This is a genomic window from Actinocatenispora comari, from assembly GCF_017312725.1.
Lineage (GTDB): Bacteria > Actinomycetota > Actinomycetes > Mycobacteriales > Micromonosporaceae > Actinocatenispora > Actinocatenispora comari.
The window spans coordinates 1-18,012 of record NZ_BOPO01000054.1; the positions used below are offsets into that span (position 1 = coordinate 1).

Genomic DNA, 18,012 nt, shown 5'->3' on the forward strand with positions numbered 1-18,012 from the left:
GGGCGGTACCCGGGCCGGCAGCGTCGCGGTCGCCGGCTCGGCCAGGGCCAGTGGCGCCACCCCGAGCCCCGACGACGGGCCGAGCGCGGCGGCGACCGCGGCCGGCAACGCCCGCCGGTCGGCCAACGCGGATGCGGCGCACAGTACGCTGGCCGGCGCGACCGAGCGGTCGAGCTGACCGGCCAGATCCTCCGCCAGTACCCGCATCCGCGCAGCGCGCGCCGCGACCGCGTCGTCGAAGATCAGTGCGGCGACGTCGGGATCCAGCGGTACCGAGCGGACCTGCGCCGCGTTCGTCGGTTCCGCCGGCGGCCGCACCCACAGGCCGGACTGGACGATCTCGATGACCGCATCCGGTGCGTACCAGTAGACCCGGGGGCTGACCTCCTCCGCCCGCGGCAACGGGATGCGGGTGGTCAGCAGGGCCGGGCCGACCGCCGAGCCGTTGCGCGGCTGGTACCCGAGCTCCAGCACGAACGGCCGCCAGCCCGGCCGGGCGTTGGAGGCGACGGTACGGATCTCGAACATGGTCGGGCGGCCGATCGGGATGCCCGTGTAGCAGACGATCGCCGCGCCGAGGAAGTCGGCGAGCGCCTGCCCGAACGTCTCCCCGTCGGGCCGTTGCACCTCGCCGTACTGCACGAAACGCACCCGGGCCCGGTCCGGCTCGGTCAGGCCGTGCCAGAAGCGGGCCGCGTCGTCCAGCGACACCGGCGCGGTACCGGGGCAGCCCAGCAGGACGGTGAGCACCTCCGGCTGGCACGGCACGTTCGCGCTGAGCAGTCCGCGGTTGCGGGCGATGACCTCCGGTGCGCGCATGTCGTGGATCCAGACGCCGCTGGGCATCGGTTCGATCCCGGCGGTCGAACTCGACGTCCAGTACTCGGAGGCGGCCGGGTCCCACGCCGGCACCGGGTACCGCTTGGAGTCCCAGGTCGGTGCCCGCCCGGGACGCAGCCGCATCCAGCCGCTGTCCGGCTTGGAGTAGACGAACAGCGCACCGCCCGGGCCACGCACCAGCTCACCGTCGGGGGCGATCACGGTACGGCCCAGGCGCTGCGCCAGCCACTGGCCGATCATCGTCGGCGCCCCGCGCTCACCGCCGTGCACCAGCAGCCGGATGCCGCGCCGGCGGCTCCGCGGCACCGCGCTCGCCACCGACTCCCAGGCCGCGACCGGCAGCTCGTCCTGCAGATCGAGCAGCACCAGATCGTTGTCCGGGTCGGCGGCGAGGCTCATCGCGAGCGCCTGCAGCCCGCTGCTCGGTTCGCCGCGGGACAGCACGTGCGCGTGCCCGATCGAGTGATCGGCGATCGGCTCGCCCGACCCGGACTCACCGCTGCGCAACAGCCCGCGAATCGACGGCATGCGCTACCCCCCTCCGAGCTGGGTGACGGCCGACCGGCTCAGCGTCGGGCCCCGCCGCAGCGACGACAACAACGCGGCCGGGAACGGGATGGTCCTGGCGGCGTCGAGCCGCAACGAGGAGACCGTGTCGTCGCCGGTCAACGGGTACGCGACGCCGTTGTCGGAGATCAGGTACGGCTGCTGCACGCTGGCGCGGGTCACCGGCGCGGCGACGGTCAGCAGGCCGGTGCCGGGCGCGACCCGTACCGAGGGATGACCGGTGCTGCTCACCGCGGCGTCGGCGCGCGCGGCGTACACCACCTGGCTGCGCACCGACGTCCCCGCCGGATGCTGGCGCAGGCACAGCACGCCGCCGTCCGGGTGCTGCCAGCGCAGCCGGCTCAGGTCCGGCAGCCGACCGACCTCCGAACGGTCGCCGGAGCGCTGCGCGGCGACCGCGTCCACCGCGCTCAGCGGTACCGGCCGCTGGTGCGCGACGGCGGCGGCGAGCAGGAACTCCATCCGGCCGATCGGGGCGAGCCCGTCGTCGCGCAGCACGAACAGTTGTTCCGCGCCACCCTTGCCGCGCTGCCGGAACAGCGTGCCCACCGGGTACTGCCGGCCTGCCACCTTCGGCCCCGGCGCGCCGGCGCCCGGGATCTTCGGCGGCGTCAGCGTGGCGCCGGTGGGCAACCACTTCAGCCAGGTGTCGGGCGCCAGAGCCGGTCGCGCGTCGCCGGCGCCCAGCGCCGCGAGGGCGGCGTCGCCGACCATCGGGTACTTGTGGCCGCGGGCGACGACGTAGCCGGTGCCGTCGCCGGACCGTACCAGCGCGAACGAGTCGGCGTGCAGCGCGGTGGCCGGCGCCGACGGGTTCAGGTTCAGGCCCATCCCGTCGCCCGGATCGTCGACCACCGAACCGGGCAGGCAGGCCAGCCAGGGGCCGCGAACCAGGTCCGCGGAACCGGGGATCGTCTGTGGCGCATCGGCGATGCCGAGCTCGGCCCCGCGCGGTACGTCCTTGAGCGACGCCTGCGAGATGAGCTTGACGGTCGCCGACGGGCCCTCGATCAGCAGTGCCGAGGCCAGGTTCGGCACCGGGTGCAACCGGCCCTTCAGGTAGACGTAGCGGGTGCCGCTCTCCTTCTCCACCAGGATGGCGCCCTGCTGCTGGTAGGCCTTGCTGCCGCCGGGCTTGATCCAGCCGTAGACACCGAATCCGGCGACGATCAGCACCGAGAGGATGACCCCGAGCAGCAGCCCGGTCAGCGGTCGCCGGCCGGGGATCTGGGCGTTGGTCGAGTTGCCCTCCACCAACGCCGAGGAGATCCGGCCCATGTTGAACGAGTACGCGTGTACGTGGTCGCGCTGGGTCTGCATGCCGGCTACCCGAACAGTCCGCGGGCCCAGCCGTACAGGCCGAGTACCTGTGCCAGTACGGGCAGCAACGCCACCGCGGTCGCGACGTCGAGCAGCCGGGCGACGTACTCCCAGATCGGCAGCATCCGGCGCGGCCACGGCCGCAGCGCCGACAGGATCAGCGGCAGTACCAGAGCGAACAGCAGGGTCAGCAGCAGCCACCGGCCGGTCGAACCGGACGAGCCGGCGAGCCGCAGCACCACCATCAGGCTGCCGACCACCCCGACGAACACCAGCGCTCCCCGCTGCCAGACACCGAGGAAGGTGCGCGCCCGCAACAGCAACGACACCGACAGCAGCAGCACGAACATCCAGCCCGACCAGCCGTCTACCCGCATCACCAGGTGGCACAGCACCGGCGCCACCAGCGCGCCGCCGACCAGACCCACCGTCAGGTACGCGTCGGCGTCCTCGGTGCGCCGGTCGATGTGCGCGGCCGAGTCGGGCTCGATGTCGTAGGACATGTCCTCGCTGGTCTTCGGCAGCTGCGGGGCGCGCAGCCCGGACAGCTTGACCGCCATCCGCGGCGCCAGCACGACCAGCGCGAACAGGACCAGGGTGACCAGTGCCGCGGCGTGCGGTGCGGTCAGCCCGGGGCCGAGCCACAGCAGCACCGGTACCGCGGTGGCGAGGCCGACGAAGCCGGGAACCACCAGGCCCGCCAGCGGAATGTGCGGGGCGAAGGTGCGGGCGGCGGCCAGCAACACCACGGTCACCCCGACCACCGCGGCGGCCGCGGCGAGCAGCGGCGCACCGCCGGCCAGTACCCGCTTCGCGTCACCGCCGGCGGCCGCGGCCGCGGCGATCGCCGCGAAACCGGCCGCGCCGTACCCGAACAGCAGCGCGAACATGCCGTCCGGCAGGGTGCGCCCGCACACCAGCGCGGCGGCGAGGTAGACCACGCCGACCACGATGCCGACGCCGAGCTGTTGCCCGGCCGGCCCGTCGCCCACCAGTACCGCGGCCAGTGCGCCGGTCGCCACCAGCGACAGCAGCAGGAACAGTACCCGCCGGTACGCGGGGCGCCAGCGGTCGTTGCGGCGGTTGATGGCGTCGGCCACCCCGTCGGCCAGGTCGTCGTAGTCGAGGCTGGGCAGCGGATCCTCGGCCCGGCGCAGGTGCAGTTCCTCGCCCTCCAGCCAGTCCAGACTGTCCGGGGTGCCGGTCGCCGGGAACGGCGACTGGCCCAGGCGCTGCAGCACCCACCCGGCGTCCGGCCCGCCCTGTACGGTCCGCAGCTGCGCGGGATCGACGGTGTGCTGCACCAGCAACGGCAGCAGCGCGGCGACCGTCGTGGTGACCGGTACCGCCAGGTCGATCCGACGATCGGGACCGGTCACGGTGACGCGGCACAGCTCTTCGCTCAACGTCGTACTCATCGGCGGCCTCCTCTCATACCACGAGTCCCGTCTGGATCAACCGGACGCCGCGCCGGGTCACCAGCTGGGCCCGGCCGGGCGGCAGCCGCCGGGGCGCCGCTTCGCCCAGGAACTTACCTTCCTCCCGCGGGTACGACAGCAGCGTGGCCGGCGTCCCCAGCTCCCACATCCGGCGGATCGCCGGCTCCATCACGCCGCGCATCGCACCGGAGGTGCTGCGCGCGATGATCACGTGCAGGCCGATGTAGGTGCCCTGCGCCAGCAGCGGCAGGATCGGGTCCAGCACCGAGCCGGGCCGCCCGTGGCTCATCAGGTCGTAGTCGTCGACGATGACGAACAGCTCCGGGCCGGTCCACCAGTCGCGCCGGCGCATCCGTTCCGACGAGATGTCCTCGCCGGGGATGCGCGGGTTCATCGAGACCGCGGTCTGGCCGGCCAGCTCGTACAGCTTGTCGCCGGTGAAGCCGAACCCGACCTGGTAGTCCGGCGTGATCGCGGTGTCCAGGTCGCGCCGCGAGTCACCGAGCACCACCTTCGCCTGCTGCGGGGTGTACCGGCGCTGGATGGCGCGCAGCACCAGCCGGAGGATGTTCGACTTGCCGGTCTCGGAATCGCCGAACACCAGCAGGTGCGGCGTGGCCGCGAAGTCGTGCCAGACCGGTGCGAGTCGCCGCTCGTCCAGCCCGATGCAGACCTTCAGGTCGTCCGTCGGCTCGGGCAGGTTCTCCACCGGCAGCTGGGTCGGCAGCATCCGCACCCCGGGCGCCGGCCGGCCGGACCAGAAGGTACCGATCTCCTCCACAGTGGACTTCGTGGCCTCGGACAGGTCCTCGTTGGAGGAACCGCCGTCCATCCGCGGCAGCGCGGTCAGGAAGTGCAGGCCGGCGGCGGTGAGGCCGCGGCCCGGCTGGTTCGGCACGGTGGCCGCCTGCCGGGAGGTCACCTCGGACTCCATCGGGTCGGCCAGCCGCAGCTCCAGCCTGGTGCCGAGCATGTCGCGCAGCCAGGTACGCATCTCCGACCACCGCGTCGCCGACACCATCACGTGCACCCCGAAGGACAGCCCGCGCGAGACCAGTTCCTGGAACTTGGTGTCCAGATCCTCGAAGTCCTGCTTCATCGTGTACCAGCCGTCCACGACCAGGAACACGTGCCCGTGCGGGTCCTCGATCTCACCGCGGTCCCGGGCGGCCAGGTACGCCGACATCGAGTCCAGGCCCCGGGCGGCGAAGATCTGCTCGCGACGCTCCAGTACCTGCATGACCTCCTCGATGGTGCGGACCACCCGGTCGCGTTCCAGCCGGGTCGCGATCGACCCGACGTGCGGCAGCCCACCGATCGACGACAGGCCGCCGCCGCCGAAGTCCAGGCCGTAGAACTGCACCTCGGTGGGCGTGTTCGTCAACGACAGCGCGAGGATGATGGTGCGCAGCAGCGACGACTTCCCGCTCTGCGGGGCACCGACGATCCCGACGTGGCCCTCCGCCCCGTCCAGGTTGAGCGTCAACAGCTCGCGCAGCTGCTCCGCCGGCCGGTCCACCATGCCCACCGGTACCCGCAACCGGCCCTGCGCCGACCGGTCGCCGACGGTCATGCCGCGCAACGGATCCGGTACCACGCTGGGCAGCAGCGCATCCAGGCTCGGCGCCTCGGACAGCGGCGGCAACCACACCTGCCGGGCCGGTGGGCCGGATCCGCGCAGCCGTTCCAGCAGCACGTCGACCAGGGTCGGCCCGGTGGCGGTGTCGGGGTCCGGCTCCGCCGGCGCCTCGGTCACCTCGGCGGCACGCTCCCGGGCCGGATCGTGCCGCACGTCCACCGGGCTGGTGACGAACGGCGAGAGCCGGGCCGCGGCGTGCTCCACCTCCTCGCCGGCGCTGCGCCCCTTCCCGGTGTACGGGCCGGACACGTACGCGGACTTGAACCGCACCAGGTTGGTGGTGTCGATCTTCAGGTACCCGTTGCCCGGCTCCGGCGGCAGCTCGTACGCGCTGCCGACGCCGATCACCGACCGCGACTCCATCGACGAGAACGTCCGCAGCGCCAGCCGGTACGACAGATGGCCCTCCACCCGGTTGATCCGGCCCTCGTCCAGCCGTTGCGAGGCGAGCAGCAGGTGCACGCCCAGCGAACGGCCGAGCCGCCCGATCGACACGAACAGGTCCATGAACTCCGGTTTGCTCGACAGCAGCTCGCTGAACTCGTCCACCACGATCAGCAGCACCGGGAACGGCACCAGCTGGGAGCCGGCGGCGCGCGCCTTCTCGTAGTCGTACAGCGAGGCGTAACCGCTGGCGCGCAACAGTTCCTGCCGGCGGGTCAGCTCGCCGTTGAGCGCGTCCTGCATCCGGTCCACCAGCGGCAGCTCGTCGGCGAGGTTGGTGATCACCGCCGAGGTGTGCGGCAGCTGGTCCATGCCGAGGAACGTCGCGCCGCCCTTGAAGTCGACCAGTACCAGGTTGAGGATCTCCGACGAGTGGGTCGCGGTCAGCGCGCACACCAGCGTGCGCAGCAGCTCGCTCTTGCCCGATCCGGTCGCGCCGATCAGCAGGCCGTGCGGGCCCATGCCGCCCTGCGCGGACTCCTTCAGGTCCAGCTCGATGACCTCGCCGCCGTCGGTGACCCCGATCGGTACGGCCAGCCGGTTGCGCTGCGGTACCCGCTGGTGCCACGACGCGTCGACGTCGAAGGTGGCCGCGTCCCGGATGCCCAGCAGGGTGGTCAGTTCGAAGTTGCTGTCCAGCGGCTCGTCCACCACGTCGAGCACGCCGCTGGTGCGCTTGGGCGAGATGATGCGTGCCAGCGTCTCGCACTCGTCCAGGCCGAGCGTGTCGATCTCGGCCGAGCCCGTCCCTTCCCCGGCCGGGTACCGGACCTGGTTCGCGTCCACGGTCAGCCGCAGCACCTTGGGGCCGCCCGGCATCTGGCCGGTCAGGTCCAGCAGGACGACGTTGCGGATGCCCACGGTCAGCAGCGGCGAGTCGGCCGGCAGCTCGCCGCGGGCGACGACGACCACGAGCGGCTCGCTGGCGCTGGGCCGCGCCGAGCGGTCGTGCTCGCCGCGGTCGGTGACCTCCGGGCCGAGCAGGTCCAGCAGCTCGTCGTGGCTGCTCGCGAACAGCCGTACCGGCCCCGCCGCGTCGTAGGCGGTCGGGTGGGCGTTGTGCGGCAACCACTTCACCCAGTCGAAGGCGTCCCGCTGCGCGACGTCGGCGAGCACCGCGACCCGCAGCTCGTCCGGCGCGTGGAAGGTCACCAGCCCCGCGAGCATCGCCCGTACCAGGCCGACCGCCGGCTCCGCCTCGCCCTCGAACTCGATGCTGGTGAAGCTGCGCAGCCCCACCGAGGTGGGGATGTGCGAGACGGTGCGGTACGCCTCGGAGAACCGGCGCAGCGAGATGGTGGACAGCGGCTCCAGGTGGTCGATCGGTTTGGTCTCCGGCGGCAGGAAGCGCAGCATGGCGTCCTGCCGGCCGAGGCCGATCCGGACCCGGCCGAAGTCGTCCTGGCTGGGTCGCCGTTCCCACAACCGATCGCTCATCGCCACCGACCACAGCCGGTCCGGCTGCGGGTTGTTCCACAGCACCGCGCGCCGCTGCTGGTTCGCCGCCTCCCGCGCCTGCTGGCGGATCTGGGCGATGTAGCGCAGGAAGTCGCGGCGTTCGCCGTGCATCTTCCGCTTGCGTTCCGACGCGCTGCGGCCGATCTGCATCAGGCCCATGAACAGCATCCCGAACGCCATCCCGCCGCCGATGACGTACATCAGCGGCGAGCGCATGCTCATCCCGAACATCACCATCAGGCCACCGGTACTCAGGCCCATCGGTACGATCATCGCGAACGAGCGGAAGTCCAGCTGGGCCTCCTCCGCCATCAGCGGCGGCTCCTGCAGCTCGATCTGGCCCTCGGGCGCCTCCGGCCCGGCCGCCCGCGGCGGTCTCTTGACGGTGACCGTTCTCATCCGAGCTGGCCCGATCCCGCGCCGGCCCCGTCACCCCAGGCGGCGCTGTTGTTGCGGAGCAGCCCGACCGAGTACCGGTCGTCCTTGCGCGCCGTCGTGGGCTTCTCGTCGGCGGCATCGTCGTCGTCATCGCCGCCGAACGACGCTCCGCGGCGCTTCGCGTCCTCCCGTTCGGTCTTCTCGCGCTGCTCCTCGGCGAGCCGCTCGTCCATCTCGCGCTGCCGCTGGCGCATCAGCTCGAACCGTTGCGCCAGCGTGTACTCCGGCCCGCCGCAGTGCAGCGACGAGATGAAGTCGGCCTCCTCGGGTACCGGCGTGTTCCCGGCCGCGGCGCCCGGCTCGGCACGCTTCCACCTGTGCAGGCGGGGCGCCTCGACGTCGTCACTCATGGGCCCGATCCTCCTGTCGCGTACCGGTACCGGTCAGCCACCAGGCACCCTCGGCGTCGTCCCAGTCCGATCCGTCGTCGTCCTCGTCCGGCCGTACGATCGGCACCCGGTCCTGCGCCGCCGGCGGCCCGGTGTCGCCGTCGGCGCCGGTCCAGGTCCGTTCCTGCTCCCGCAGCGCCTCGCCGGCGGCCGAGCCGTCCGGCGGCCGGCGCTCGTCGTCCTCGTCGGCCAGCGCTGCCGGTACGGGCAGGCCGACCGCCACCGGCGGCGATCCGGGCATGCCCACCGACAACGCGATGCCGCCTGCCTCGGCCGCCGACGGGGCCGCCGGTGCGACGCGCGCCCTCGACGTGGCCGGCCCGGGCTCTGCCGCGCCAACGGCCGGATCGGTCACCGCCACCCCGCCGACCGGTGGGGGCGCGGCCAGCACTGCTGTCAGGCCGTCCGCCGACCCCATGCCGCCGGTCTCGGTCCCGTCGTCGGGTACCGGCCGCTCGGGCTCGTCGGTGTCACCCGGCCCAGCCTCACCGGCCGGAGATCGCTCGGTCTCGCCGGCGTCCCGCCGGCCGGACTCGTCGGCAGCCCGGCCGGCTGGCCGGGCACCACTCGATCGCGCGTCCGGTTCCCCGGTTCCCACGATCGGGGAGACCATCGGCACCGCGGGCTGTTGGTACCGCGTCGGCTGTTCCGCGGCCGGCGCAGCACCGTCCGCCGGTGCTGCCGCGTCCGACGACGGGCCGGCCGCGGTTGGTGCCGGATCGGCGGCAGCCGCCGGCCCGTCGCCCGCCGGTGCCGTCACGGCCGGAAGCGGGTCCGGCCCGGGCGGCGCCGCGTGGCTGGCCGGCGCAGCGTCCAGCCCGGCACCGCCCGGGCGGGCACCGACCGGCGCCTCCGGGTTGCCCGGCGCACGGTTCATCGTCACCCAGGCGTCCGGATCACCCGCGACCAGCCCCGAGGCGTCCGAGGCACCCGTGGCCTTGGTCCCGCCCGGAGCGCCGCCGCCCGGAGCGCCGGGCGAGCCGGGAACGCCGGGCGCGACCGGCAACCCGCCGGCCGCGACGACCGGTGCCCGGTCGGCGTTCGGATCGGCACGCAACCCGGCACCGCCGGCCCCGGCGCCGGCCGAGCCGTCCGGCAGCCCGACCTCGGGCACGGCCGGGGACCAGTCGGTACCGTCGCCCCTGAGCAGACCGGCGGAATCCGGCGGCTCGACCCCCGTGCCCCCGCTACCACGGGAACCGGGAGCCCCCGGGGTACCGGGCACCGTCGGCACGCCGGCGCCCGGAATCACCGGCGTCCGAACCGGGCCCTCCTCGGAATGCAGGCCGGTACCGCCCGAGTCGGCACCACCGGACCCGTTCGGCAGGCCGATCCCACCGACATCCGGCGACCAGTCCGAACCGTCACCCTTCAGCAGGCCGGAGGAGTCCGGCGGCTCGACCGCCTTGCCGCCGCCACCACCACGCGGGCCCGGCGCCCCCGGCGTACCGGGCGCCATCGGCACACCGGCACCGGGAACCACCGGCGTCTGGACCGGGCCCTCCTCCGAGTGCAGGCCGGTACCGCCGGAGTCGGTACCACCGGAGCCGTCCGGCAGGCCGATCCCGTCGACACCCGGCGACCAGTCCGTGCCGTCGCCCTTGAGCAGGCCGGAGGAGTCCGGCGGCTCCACCGCCTTACCCCCGCCACCACCGCCCCCGCGCGGGCCCGGCGCGCCCGGCATCATCGGCATGCCGGTGCCGTTGCTCTGCAGACCGGTACCGCCCGGGCCGGCGCCGCCGGGGCTTGCCGGCAGCCCGATCCCGCCGAGTCCCGGCGACCAGTCCTTGCCGTCTCCCTGCAACAGACCCGAGGCGTCCGGCGGCTCGACCGCCCGGTTGCCACCGCCGCCGGAGCCCGAACGCGGCGAGCCCGGTGCGCCGGGAATCATCGGCGCGTTGCCGCCCGTCCCGCCACCCGATCCACCGCCGGGCGCCGACGGCAGTACGGGCGGGGTGACCTGCGGCAGATCCTGGTTCCCGTACGGGCCGGAACCGCTCGGCGGTGCACCGACCGGAGGTACCTTCCCCGATCCGCCGCCCGATCCCGACGGCGGCGGGGGCACCTTCGGCGGCGAGTACGGCCGCACGTTCGGGGTCGGCCCCGCGCCCGGCGGCTGGCTGGTGTACGGCTCGACCGGCGGCGTGGGCGCCGGTACGTACGGGTTGCCGCCGGTCGAGTTCGGCGGCGCACCGATCGGCGGAGGCTGGAAGTTCGATCCGTTGGGCCCCAGCGAGTTGGGTCCTGTCGAGTTGGGCCCCAGCGAGTTCGGGCCGAATGCCTGGGGGCCCAACGGGCCGACGTTGCCGGGCGGACCCGACACCGGCGGGGTCACCGTCGGCGGCTGCAGGTTCAGGTTGTTGCCGGGCGGCGGCGGAGTCGTCACGTTCAACGGCGCGGGGGTCGTCACCGCGGGCGGTGGCGGCGCCGTGGTCAGGTTCGGTGGCGGCCCGGTGGTGATCTTCGGCGGTGCCGGCGTCGTGACGTTCGGCGGCGGCTTCGGCGTCGTCAGCGTGGGCGGCGTCGGCGTCGTGATCGACGGCATCGGCTTCGTCACCGGCGGCGGCTCGTCCAGCCCACCGGAGTTCACCTTCGGCACCGTCGCGGTGTACTGGTCGGCCAGCGTCTCGGCGACCTGGAGCATCTGCTTGATCATCGGCTTGGCGTACTTCGTCGAGCTGATCGTCACGAGGTTGCCGTCGTCGTCGCCCGTGTCGCCCGTCCCGTGGTTGGACGCGATGGTCGCCCAGGCGCGGTCGAGGTACTGGATCGTCTGCTGCGCCCAGGCGAGGTAGTTGGCGTCCTTGGCCAGCTGGTTGGGCAGCGACTCCGACGAGCCCATGCCGGCGCCGCCGGACAGCCGCTCGGCCTGCCGGCCGGCCCACTTCGACAGGATCTTCATCTTGGCCCGGAACGCGTCCGCGGCCGCGCCCTGCCAGGACTTGCCGTCGCCGGCGATCGCGTCGGTCTGCTGGTCGATGAAGGTTTCCAGCCAGGTCAACGAGTCCATCGCGGTCTGGAACGCGCCGGAGGTGTCCATGATGCTCTGCGGGGACACCAGCCCGGCCGCGTAGGCGGCGTCGTCGGCCGTGACCATCGCGGCGCCGCCGACGATCGCGGACTCGATCTTCCGCCAGCTGTAGCCGTCACCCGACGCCCACTGCTCCAGGTCGTTGGTGTTGTTGACGTCGATGTCGGCAGGCGGGTAGGTCCCCTTGTGCCCGAACGGATCGTTGCGGAACCCGTCGTCGTCCTTCTTGTCGTCGCCAGACATGCGCAGAAACCCTCATCTTCGCCACGGCACCGCGGCCGGGTACGGATCGTGCGGCCGCAGCCTCACTTGCCGTCGCCGCCGCCGTCGCCGCCGTTGCCGTCCCCGTTGCCCCCGTCGCCACCTTTGGTCTCCGTGCCGCCGTAGTCCTGGATCCCGTCGATGTCGGAGAACGGGTCGGACATGAACTGGTTCAGCTCGGCCTCGGTCATGTCCTTGAACTTCTCGCCCTTCTTGCGGACGTTGGTCTCGTTGTCCTCGTACTCCTTGGCCATCGCGAGCAGCGCGTCGTGCAGGCTGAACAGGGTCATGTGGATCTGCCGCATCAGGCCCTGGGTGTCCCCGATCAGGCCGCCGTCGCTCGGGCCGGTGCCGGCCAGCTTCTGCCGCAGGACCTCCGCCCGGGCGAATCGCCCGGGCTTCGGTTCCAGCTCGCCGAACTTGTTGTAGATGTCGTAGAAGACGCCCTTGCCGTCGTCGGCCACGGTGCGCAACTGCTTGGCGAAGTACTTGATCGCGTCGGTGCTGACCACCATTTCACCCTTGGCATTGTCGCTGCCGCCGGTGTAGGTCTTGGTGTCGGGCTTGTGGAAATCACCGTCGTCCGGCGTCAGATACTGCTTGTTCGGGTCGTACTTCGGGACGTCGACGTTGCTGACATCGCTCTGGTCGAACTGCTTGACGTAGTCGTTCCACTTGTCCGGCAGCTCGTTCCGGTACCAGTTCCAGAGTTCCTTGTAGTCCTTCAGTTCGGCGTCGCTGACGTTCAGCTTGTCCCAGTGCACCTCTTGGTGCGGCGTACGGTCCTTGCCATAGGCGCCCTCGGTCGTCTCGGTGGCTTCGATCTGTTCGATCGCGGTCGCGGCCCAACCATCGGGATGCTTTTTCGTATGCCCACCGATCTCGCCGTTGTCATAGTGGTCATACAGATGGAGAGCATCGATGGCGTCATCGTTTTCATAACTGAAGTCGGTGTCGGAACCCATGCGATCGCAGCCCTTCGAGCCAGCAGGAGTCGAGGTGGTCACCGCCCGCGGCGGCCACCCGGGGTCGCCGCGAGCGGTTCAGCCGTCAGCCGCCACGGACGTCGTTCCAGAGCTTCGTGTGCCGCTGCTCGGTGGTGCCGTAGTTGTCGGAGATGTCCATCAGGACCAGCCGGGCCTGCTCGAAGTAGGCGTTCATGTCGCCGGCGGACTTGTTCCACTGCGCCTTGGCGTCCCAGTACGTGGCCTGCGCGGCACCGGTCCAGTCGGCCAGGCTCTTCTCGACGCTGCTCTCCATGCCCTGCAGCGCTTCGCCGATCCGCTTGTTGATCGTCTGCATGTCATAGATCGTGGCGTCGGCCTGGGTGAAGTCGAACCGATAGTCTGACAACGTTGTCACCTCTCTTGGCTTCCAGCTGGATAAGGGGTTGCGGCTCAGACTCCCGGCAGCGGAGGCAGCGCGTCCATGAAGTTCTTCGCGGTGTTGCTCGCCGTGTCCTCGGCCTGGTGGTAGCCCTTCGTGGTGGCACCCATGACGTCGAGCATGCGCAGCAACTGGTTGATCACGTTCTTGAACGAGTTCTCCCAGTTGTCCATCGCCTGATTGAACTGACCCGAGGCCTGACCGGTCCAACTCCCCTGCAGCGTCGCCATCTGGTTGTTGACGCTTTGCAGGTGGCTATTGAATTCATCAGCCGTCTGCGCGAACGTGTTGGCAGCCGAGCGCATGCCTTCTTCAACGGTATTGACCGTTGGCATCGTCATGACGACGTTCCTCTCCTGTGGCTGGGGCGCGGGGTACCCGGACGCATGGTGGCTGGAACGGCGGGCCGAAGCCCCGAGCGGTGATGCGGTCGCGCCGGTGAAACGCGCCCACCGGTCACGGTGCATGACAGCACAAGGTCTGGGGTGGAAGCAACCGTCCTGCACATAATGCCCTGATGCACCGCGCCCGTGTAACTTTCTAACATGCGACCGTGTTGCGAGTTCGATCCGGTCGGGTACTGTTGCGACGCTGTCGTTAGGCGACGGCAGGTTCGGGCGCATTGTTGACGGCGGGTTACGCGGAGGTTACTCCGAGAGGAGTGGGCGCGTGCGGCTCGATGATCACGTGGCGAAACTGTTCGCCGAATACGAGCGTGAGCGCAGCAGCCTTGGTGAGCTTCAGGAGCGCATGCGCGCTCTGCGCGCATCGGCCACCTCGCCACGCCGGGAAGTGACGGTCACCGTCGGCCAGAGCGGCGTGTTGACCGATCTTCGGTTTCCCACCGGCGCCTACAAGCGAATGCCACCCGCCGAGCTGCGCGCGGTCATCCTGCGCACCTTCCTCGAAGCCAAGGACAGCGTGCAGGCCAAGGCGGCGGAGATTCTGGCGCCGATCGTGCCGGAAGGAATCGATCCCGCCAAGCTCGCCCGAGGTGACGCCGACGTGGACATGTTCCTGCCCGAAGAGGGCCCGCGGATGACCAGCGAGGTGCGTTCGATGCTCGGTCTCACCCCGGAGCAACCGGGCCATGAGTGACAACCCGAGCGGCTCGCTGTGGGTCAGCCCCGAGGGCGTCAACAGGGTCGGCAACGCGTACCAGCAGCAGATCGCGCTCTACGAGAGCCACCTGCACCGGCTGGAGAGCCTGCGCGAGCGCTACCGGTCGGCGTGGGGCGACGACTCGATGGGCCAGCAGTTCCAGGAACAGTTCGATCCGTTGATCGACACCCTCAGGGACATGATCACCGGCGTCATCGGCACGCTGGAGTTCACCGCGAAGGGACTCCGCACCGGCGGCGAGTCCTACCAGCGGGCCGACGAGGACGCCAGCACCGGAAGCCGGAAGCTGAACGTGGAGTTCGGCCAGGCGCTCAGCCTGACCGAGCCGTCCGAACCGGTCGAGGACGGCGAGACCGAGCCGGCCCAGCGCGCCGCCAGGGTCGAGCTGATGCCGCTGCGAAGGACCCTCGTCAGGAGCACCCGCGCACCCGACGGTGAGAGTCGGCCGGGCCAGCGGACCCGGTTGCGCTACGGCGTGTGCATCCCGGAGCGGCCGGCGCTCCGGCTCGAGTCCGGCGTCCTGCTCGCCAGGGAGGCGCCGCGATCGCTGCTGCCCCAACGGGTCGCGTTGCGGCCGGCCGAGCACGACGTCGTCGTCTCGCACAGTGTCGAGGGCACCACGACGGCGCCGGAGACGTTCCGTCGCGTCATCAAGCCGATTCCGGGCGAACCGCGAGACTGACCACCGGTCATGTTCGACTTCCACATCCCCGACGACCCGAACTGGCAATGGGCGTACGACGCGATCCTGGTGACGGTCGGCGAGCAGTACCCCAAGGGTGACCCGTCCGAGCTGATCGCCCTGAGCGAGGAACTGCAACAGTTCGCGGCCGACCTGGAGAGCACGGCGGCGAGCACCCAGACGATCGGCGCGCAGCTCGACGGGGTGCTTCAGGGGCCAGCCGCCGCCGCGTTCGGCCAGTTCTACCCCATGATCACCCAGCAGATCCCGTCGGCAGCGGCCAAGGCGCGCGGCGCGGCCGACGTCGCCTACCAGGCGAACCAGCAGATCGACTACGGGCAGACGCAGATCATCGTCGCCGCCTTCACCATCGTGCTGGAGATCGCCTCCGCGCTGGCCAGCGGATTCGGCGCCGCGCTGGTACCCAGCCTGATCAAGGTCGGGCAGGAGATCGTCCAGACCCTGCTCTCCCAGATCGAGAGCCGCCTCGCCCAGCTGATCGCCCGGCTGGCGCTCGAGGCCGCCGAGGAAGCCGTGCAGGAGGGCGCCGAAGCCGTTGCCGCCCAGGCGATCCAGATGATGAAGAACAACCGCAACGGCTTCGACCTCAACGACATCCTGCAGAACATGGGTGCGGGCGCGATGATCGGCGGCATCGCCGGCGGCGTGCACCACGTGGGCGGGCACTACTTCCCGTACTTCTCGCACACGACGCACGGTGGTGCCGCGCTGGGCGCGATCGGCGAGACGCTCGGGGAGTTCCTGTACTCGGCGGCGACGGGGAACCTCGGCCAGTTCAACCCGTTCGCGACGGCGAGCTCGTCGCTGTTCGACCACTACGGTAGTCACGGCGCGCACCAGGTCGGGCAACACCTGGGCGGCGGGCCCGAGCCCCGCACCGGTGGCAGCGGCTCGCCCGAGGGCACCGTGCCCGGCCCCGGCGACCACCGGGACCTCGGCCCCGACGGGCCGCCCGGTCAGGGCTCGAACACCGGCCCTGGTTCGAACGCCGGTACCGGCTCGAACTCCGGCTCGGGTTCGAACTCCGGCTCGGGTTCGAACGCCGGTCCTGGCGACACCGGCCCGCAGCAGGGCCCCACCGGCGCCTCGCCGACGGGTCCTGGTTCCGGTGGAGGCGCAGGCACGCGCGGTGGACCGGGCGCAGGCGGCGGTTCCGGATCGGGCGGCAGCCCAAGCGATCCGAGCGCGACCGGCGGAACTCCGGGGACGAGCGGTCCGGGAACGACCGGCGGTCCGGGAACGACCAGCGGTCCGGGAACGACCGGCGGCCCGGGGACGACGGGTGGCCCGGGGACGACCGGTGGTCCGGGAACGACCAGCGGTCCGGGAACGACCGGCGGCCCGGGGACGACGGGTGGCCCGGGGACGACCGGTGGTCCGGGCAGCGGCGAGGTGCCCACGGGCGGAAGCCCAGCCGCGGGCGGAGGTCCGGCTACCAGCGGTGGGCTGCCGCCGGGTCCGGGATGGAGTGGCGGCACGGACGGCGGACCGTCTGCAGGCCCCGACGCGAATGCCGGCCCGGGCGCGAATGCCGGGCCCGCAACGGATCCAGGCTCGAGCGGCGGGCCCAGCGGCGGTCCGGCGACAGGCCCGGGTACGACCGGCGGACCCGGCACGGTTGGCGGGCCCGCAGCGGGTCCGGCGGCCAACGGCGGTCCCGTAGCGGGCGGTGGGCCGCTCGCGGGTCCTGGGACAAGCGGCGGCCCGATCGGGCCGGGTTCGAGCGGCGATCCGGCGGCAGGTTCAGGTACGACCGGCAACCCAGCGGCGGGTCCGGGGGCCACCGGCGGGCCGGCGACGAGCACGGGGCCGGTCGGCGGACCGGCATCCGGGCCGGACCAGCTCGGGGGCCCACGGTCCGGGCCGGACCACATCGGCGGACCGGCATCCGGGTCGGGTCCGATCGGCGGCCCGGTGGCCGGTCCGGGTCCCGGGGATCACGGCGGCTCCGGCCAGGCCATGAGCGGACCGGCCCAGCCGGCATCCGGTCCCGGAGCGGCGCCACCGCAGCAGACGCCATCCCCGCTCCCCCAACCTGCGCAGCCGCCGGGCGACACCGGTACGGCCGCACCGACCGGCGTGCACCCGCCGTCGGGCCACGGCGGCCTGCCCGGCTTCGACCACGGCGGACACAGCGAACCGACATCCACCGGGACGGGCCCGCAGACCAGCCCTCCCGGCCAGCAACCGGTTGCCGGCCCACCGGCCCGCGGCGGCCCGACCCCGCCCGGTACCGGCGGTCACGATGCACCGGCCACGCCGGCCGGCCCCGGACAGCCATCCGGCGGCACGGGTCGACCGCCTGCCGGCGCGGGGCAACCGCTGCCCGGACCTCCGGTTGCGCCGCCGGGCGGCGTGCCCGCGACGGGTCCGTCCGGGAGCGGGGAGGCCCAGTCCGCGCAGCCGAGCAGTGCCGGGCCGGGTTCCCACGGGAACGAGGGCGGCTCGGTACCAATTCGGCCGGGTCGGCCGACGCCGGCGTCCGGCAGCGGCAACGAGAGCGGATCGCCCTCGAGGGCAACCGGTGCCCAGACCGCACCGCCGGCGGGCATCCGGTCCGCCCCACCGGGTGTGTGGGGCAACCAGACCTCGCCCCAGCACGGCCAGACGAGCAGCCCGCAGCCGAACGTGGCGCCGCCACCGGTCGACATCGACGCTGTCACCGACGGCATGGCGAACCTGACGCTCGAACCGCCGCCACCACCGACCATCGACGACATCACGAACGGCATCGCCAACCTCACCATCGACCCGCCCGCGCGGCCCACCGTCGACGACATCACCGACGGCATCGCGAACCTGAACCTCGACGCACCGGGGCCGCGAACGCCCGGGCCGACGTCGGCTCGGCCGCAGCCCGTACCGGCGCCGGCCACGTCCGGCCCGGCCGCCACCGGGGCCGATCCTGCCGATCCGGCACCACCGGCCGAGCCCGGCGCCGTCTCGCCGGACACCGACGACACCGAGATGTCCGA

The 18,012-nt window shown here is 72.3% G+C and carries 11 protein-coding genes and 3 pseudogenes; 4 read left to right on the top strand and 10 right to left on the bottom strand.

The annotated features are described in order from the left end of the window. The 9 genes and pseudogenes from NUM_RS16130 to NUM_RS16170 all read right to left on the bottom strand — a co-directional run. Positions 1-1,368, bottom strand: a pseudogene (locus NUM_RS16130) (hypothetical protein); the annotation flags it as partial. Positions 1,369-1,371: 3 nt separating this feature from the next. Then, positions 1,372-2,727, bottom strand: a complete 1,356-nt coding sequence (eccB, locus tag NUM_RS16135) for a type VII secretion protein EccB (protein WP_207125685.1) — start codon at positions 2,725-2,727, stop codon at positions 1,372-1,374. 5 nt (positions 2,728-2,732) lie between these two features. After that, the gene (gene eccD, locus NUM_RS16140) at positions 2,733-4,145 is read right to left on the bottom strand and encodes a type VII secretion integral membrane protein EccD (protein ID WP_207125686.1); all 1,413 of its coding nucleotides are present in this window, start codon (positions 4,143-4,145) and stop codon (positions 2,733-2,735) included. Positions 4,146-4,158: 13 nt separating this feature from the next. Beyond that, positions 4,159-8,106 (bottom strand): type VII secretion protein EccCa, encoded by a 3,948-nt coding sequence (gene eccCa, locus NUM_RS16145; RefSeq protein ID WP_207125687.1) that lies wholly within the window; start codon positions 8,104-8,106, stop codon positions 4,159-4,161. Beyond that, positions 8,103-8,495, bottom strand: coding sequence for a hypothetical protein (locus NUM_RS16150; RefSeq protein ID WP_207125688.1), 393 nt, complete (start codon positions 8,493-8,495; stop codon positions 8,103-8,105). Before NUM_RS16150 ends, eccCa begins: the two co-directional genes overlap by 4 nt. Further along, on the bottom strand, positions 8,488-11,808 hold the full coding sequence (locus NUM_RS16155) for a WXG100 family type VII secretion target (RefSeq protein WP_207125689.1): 3,321 nt from the start codon (positions 11,806-11,808) through the stop codon (positions 8,488-8,490). Before NUM_RS16155 ends, NUM_RS16150 begins: the two co-directional genes overlap by 8 nt. Before the next feature lie 62 nt (positions 11,809-11,870). Continuing rightward, positions 11,871-12,791: a hypothetical protein gene (locus NUM_RS16160; RefSeq protein WP_207125690.1), complete on the bottom strand. Its 921-nt coding sequence runs from the start codon at positions 12,789-12,791 to the stop codon at positions 11,871-11,873. A gap of 85 nt (positions 12,792-12,876) precedes the next feature. Continuing rightward, positions 12,877-13,179: a WXG100 family type VII secretion target gene (locus NUM_RS16165; protein WP_207125691.1), complete on the bottom strand. Its 303-nt coding sequence runs from the start codon at positions 13,177-13,179 to the stop codon at positions 12,877-12,879. Positions 13,180-13,223: 44 nt separating this feature from the next. Then, positions 13,224-13,553, bottom strand: a complete 330-nt coding sequence (locus NUM_RS16170) for a WXG100 family type VII secretion target (RefSeq protein WP_207125692.1) — start codon at positions 13,551-13,553, stop codon at positions 13,224-13,226. Between the two features lie 328 nt (positions 13,554-13,881). Between NUM_RS16170 and NUM_RS16175 the strand changes: the two genes are divergently transcribed. The 3 genes and pseudogenes from NUM_RS16175 to NUM_RS38065 form a co-directional block, all read left to right on the top strand. Then, complete coding sequence (locus NUM_RS16175) at positions 13,882-14,310, top strand: YbaB/EbfC family nucleoid-associated protein (RefSeq protein WP_225918618.1); 429 nt, start codon at positions 13,882-13,884, stop codon at positions 14,308-14,310. After that, on the top strand, positions 14,303-15,016 hold the full coding sequence (locus NUM_RS16180; RefSeq protein ID WP_207125693.1) for a WXG100 family type VII secretion target: 714 nt from the start codon (positions 14,303-14,305) through the stop codon (positions 15,014-15,016). Before NUM_RS16175 ends, NUM_RS16180 begins: the two co-directional genes overlap by 8 nt. A gap of 9 nt (positions 15,017-15,025) precedes the next feature. Next, a pseudogene (locus NUM_RS38065) lies at positions 15,026-15,373 on the top strand (WXG100-like domain-containing protein); the annotation flags it as partial. Here the strand turns inward: NUM_RS38065 and NUM_RS16185 are convergent. Further along, positions 15,349-15,672 carry a hypothetical protein gene (locus NUM_RS16185; RefSeq protein WP_207125695.1) on the bottom strand — a complete coding sequence of 108 codons (324 nt, stop codon included), beginning with the start codon at positions 15,670-15,672 and terminating at the stop codon, positions 15,349-15,351. The pseudogene NUM_RS38065 and the gene NUM_RS16185 sit on opposite strands and share 25 nt — an antisense overlap. A gap of 1,993 nt (positions 15,673-17,665) precedes the next feature. Here NUM_RS16185 and NUM_RS16190 point away from each other — a divergent pair. Continuing rightward, positions 17,666-18,012: pseudogene (locus tag NUM_RS16190) on the top strand (hypothetical protein); the annotation flags it as partial.

Bases quoted from the DNA above. Each gene is read 5' to 3' on its own strand.
- NUM_RS16180 (WP_207125693.1), top strand. From the start codon at position 14,303: ATGAGTGACAACCCGAGCGGCTCGCTGTGGGTCAGCCCCGAGGGCGTC.
- NUM_RS16155 (WP_207125689.1), bottom strand. From the start codon at position 11,808: ATGTCTGGCGACGACAAGAAGGACGACGACGGGTTCCGCAACGATCCG.
- NUM_RS16160 (WP_207125690.1), bottom strand. From the start codon at position 12,791: ATGGGTTCCGACACCGACTTCAGTTATGAAAACGATGACGCCATCGAT.
- eccCa (WP_207125687.1), bottom strand. From the start codon at position 8,106: ATGAGAACGGTCACCGTCAAGAGACCGCCGCGGGCGGCCGGGCCGGAG.
- eccD (WP_207125686.1), bottom strand. From the start codon at position 4,145: ATGAGTACGACGTTGAGCGAAGAGCTGTGCCGCGTCACCGTGACCGGT.
- NUM_RS16185 (WP_207125695.1), bottom strand. From the start codon at position 15,672: ATGCCGCCGATCATCGCGCCCGCACCCATGTTCTGCAGGATGTCGTTG.
- NUM_RS16150 (WP_207125688.1), bottom strand. From the start codon at position 8,495: ATGAGTGACGACGTCGAGGCGCCCCGCCTGCACAGGTGGAAGCGTGCC.
- NUM_RS16170 (WP_207125692.1), bottom strand. From the start codon at position 13,553: ATGACGATGCCAACGGTCAATACCGTTGAAGAAGGCATGCGCTCGGCT.
- eccB (WP_207125685.1), bottom strand. From the start codon at position 2,727: ATGCAGACCCAGCGCGACCACGTACACGCGTACTCGTTCAACATGGGC.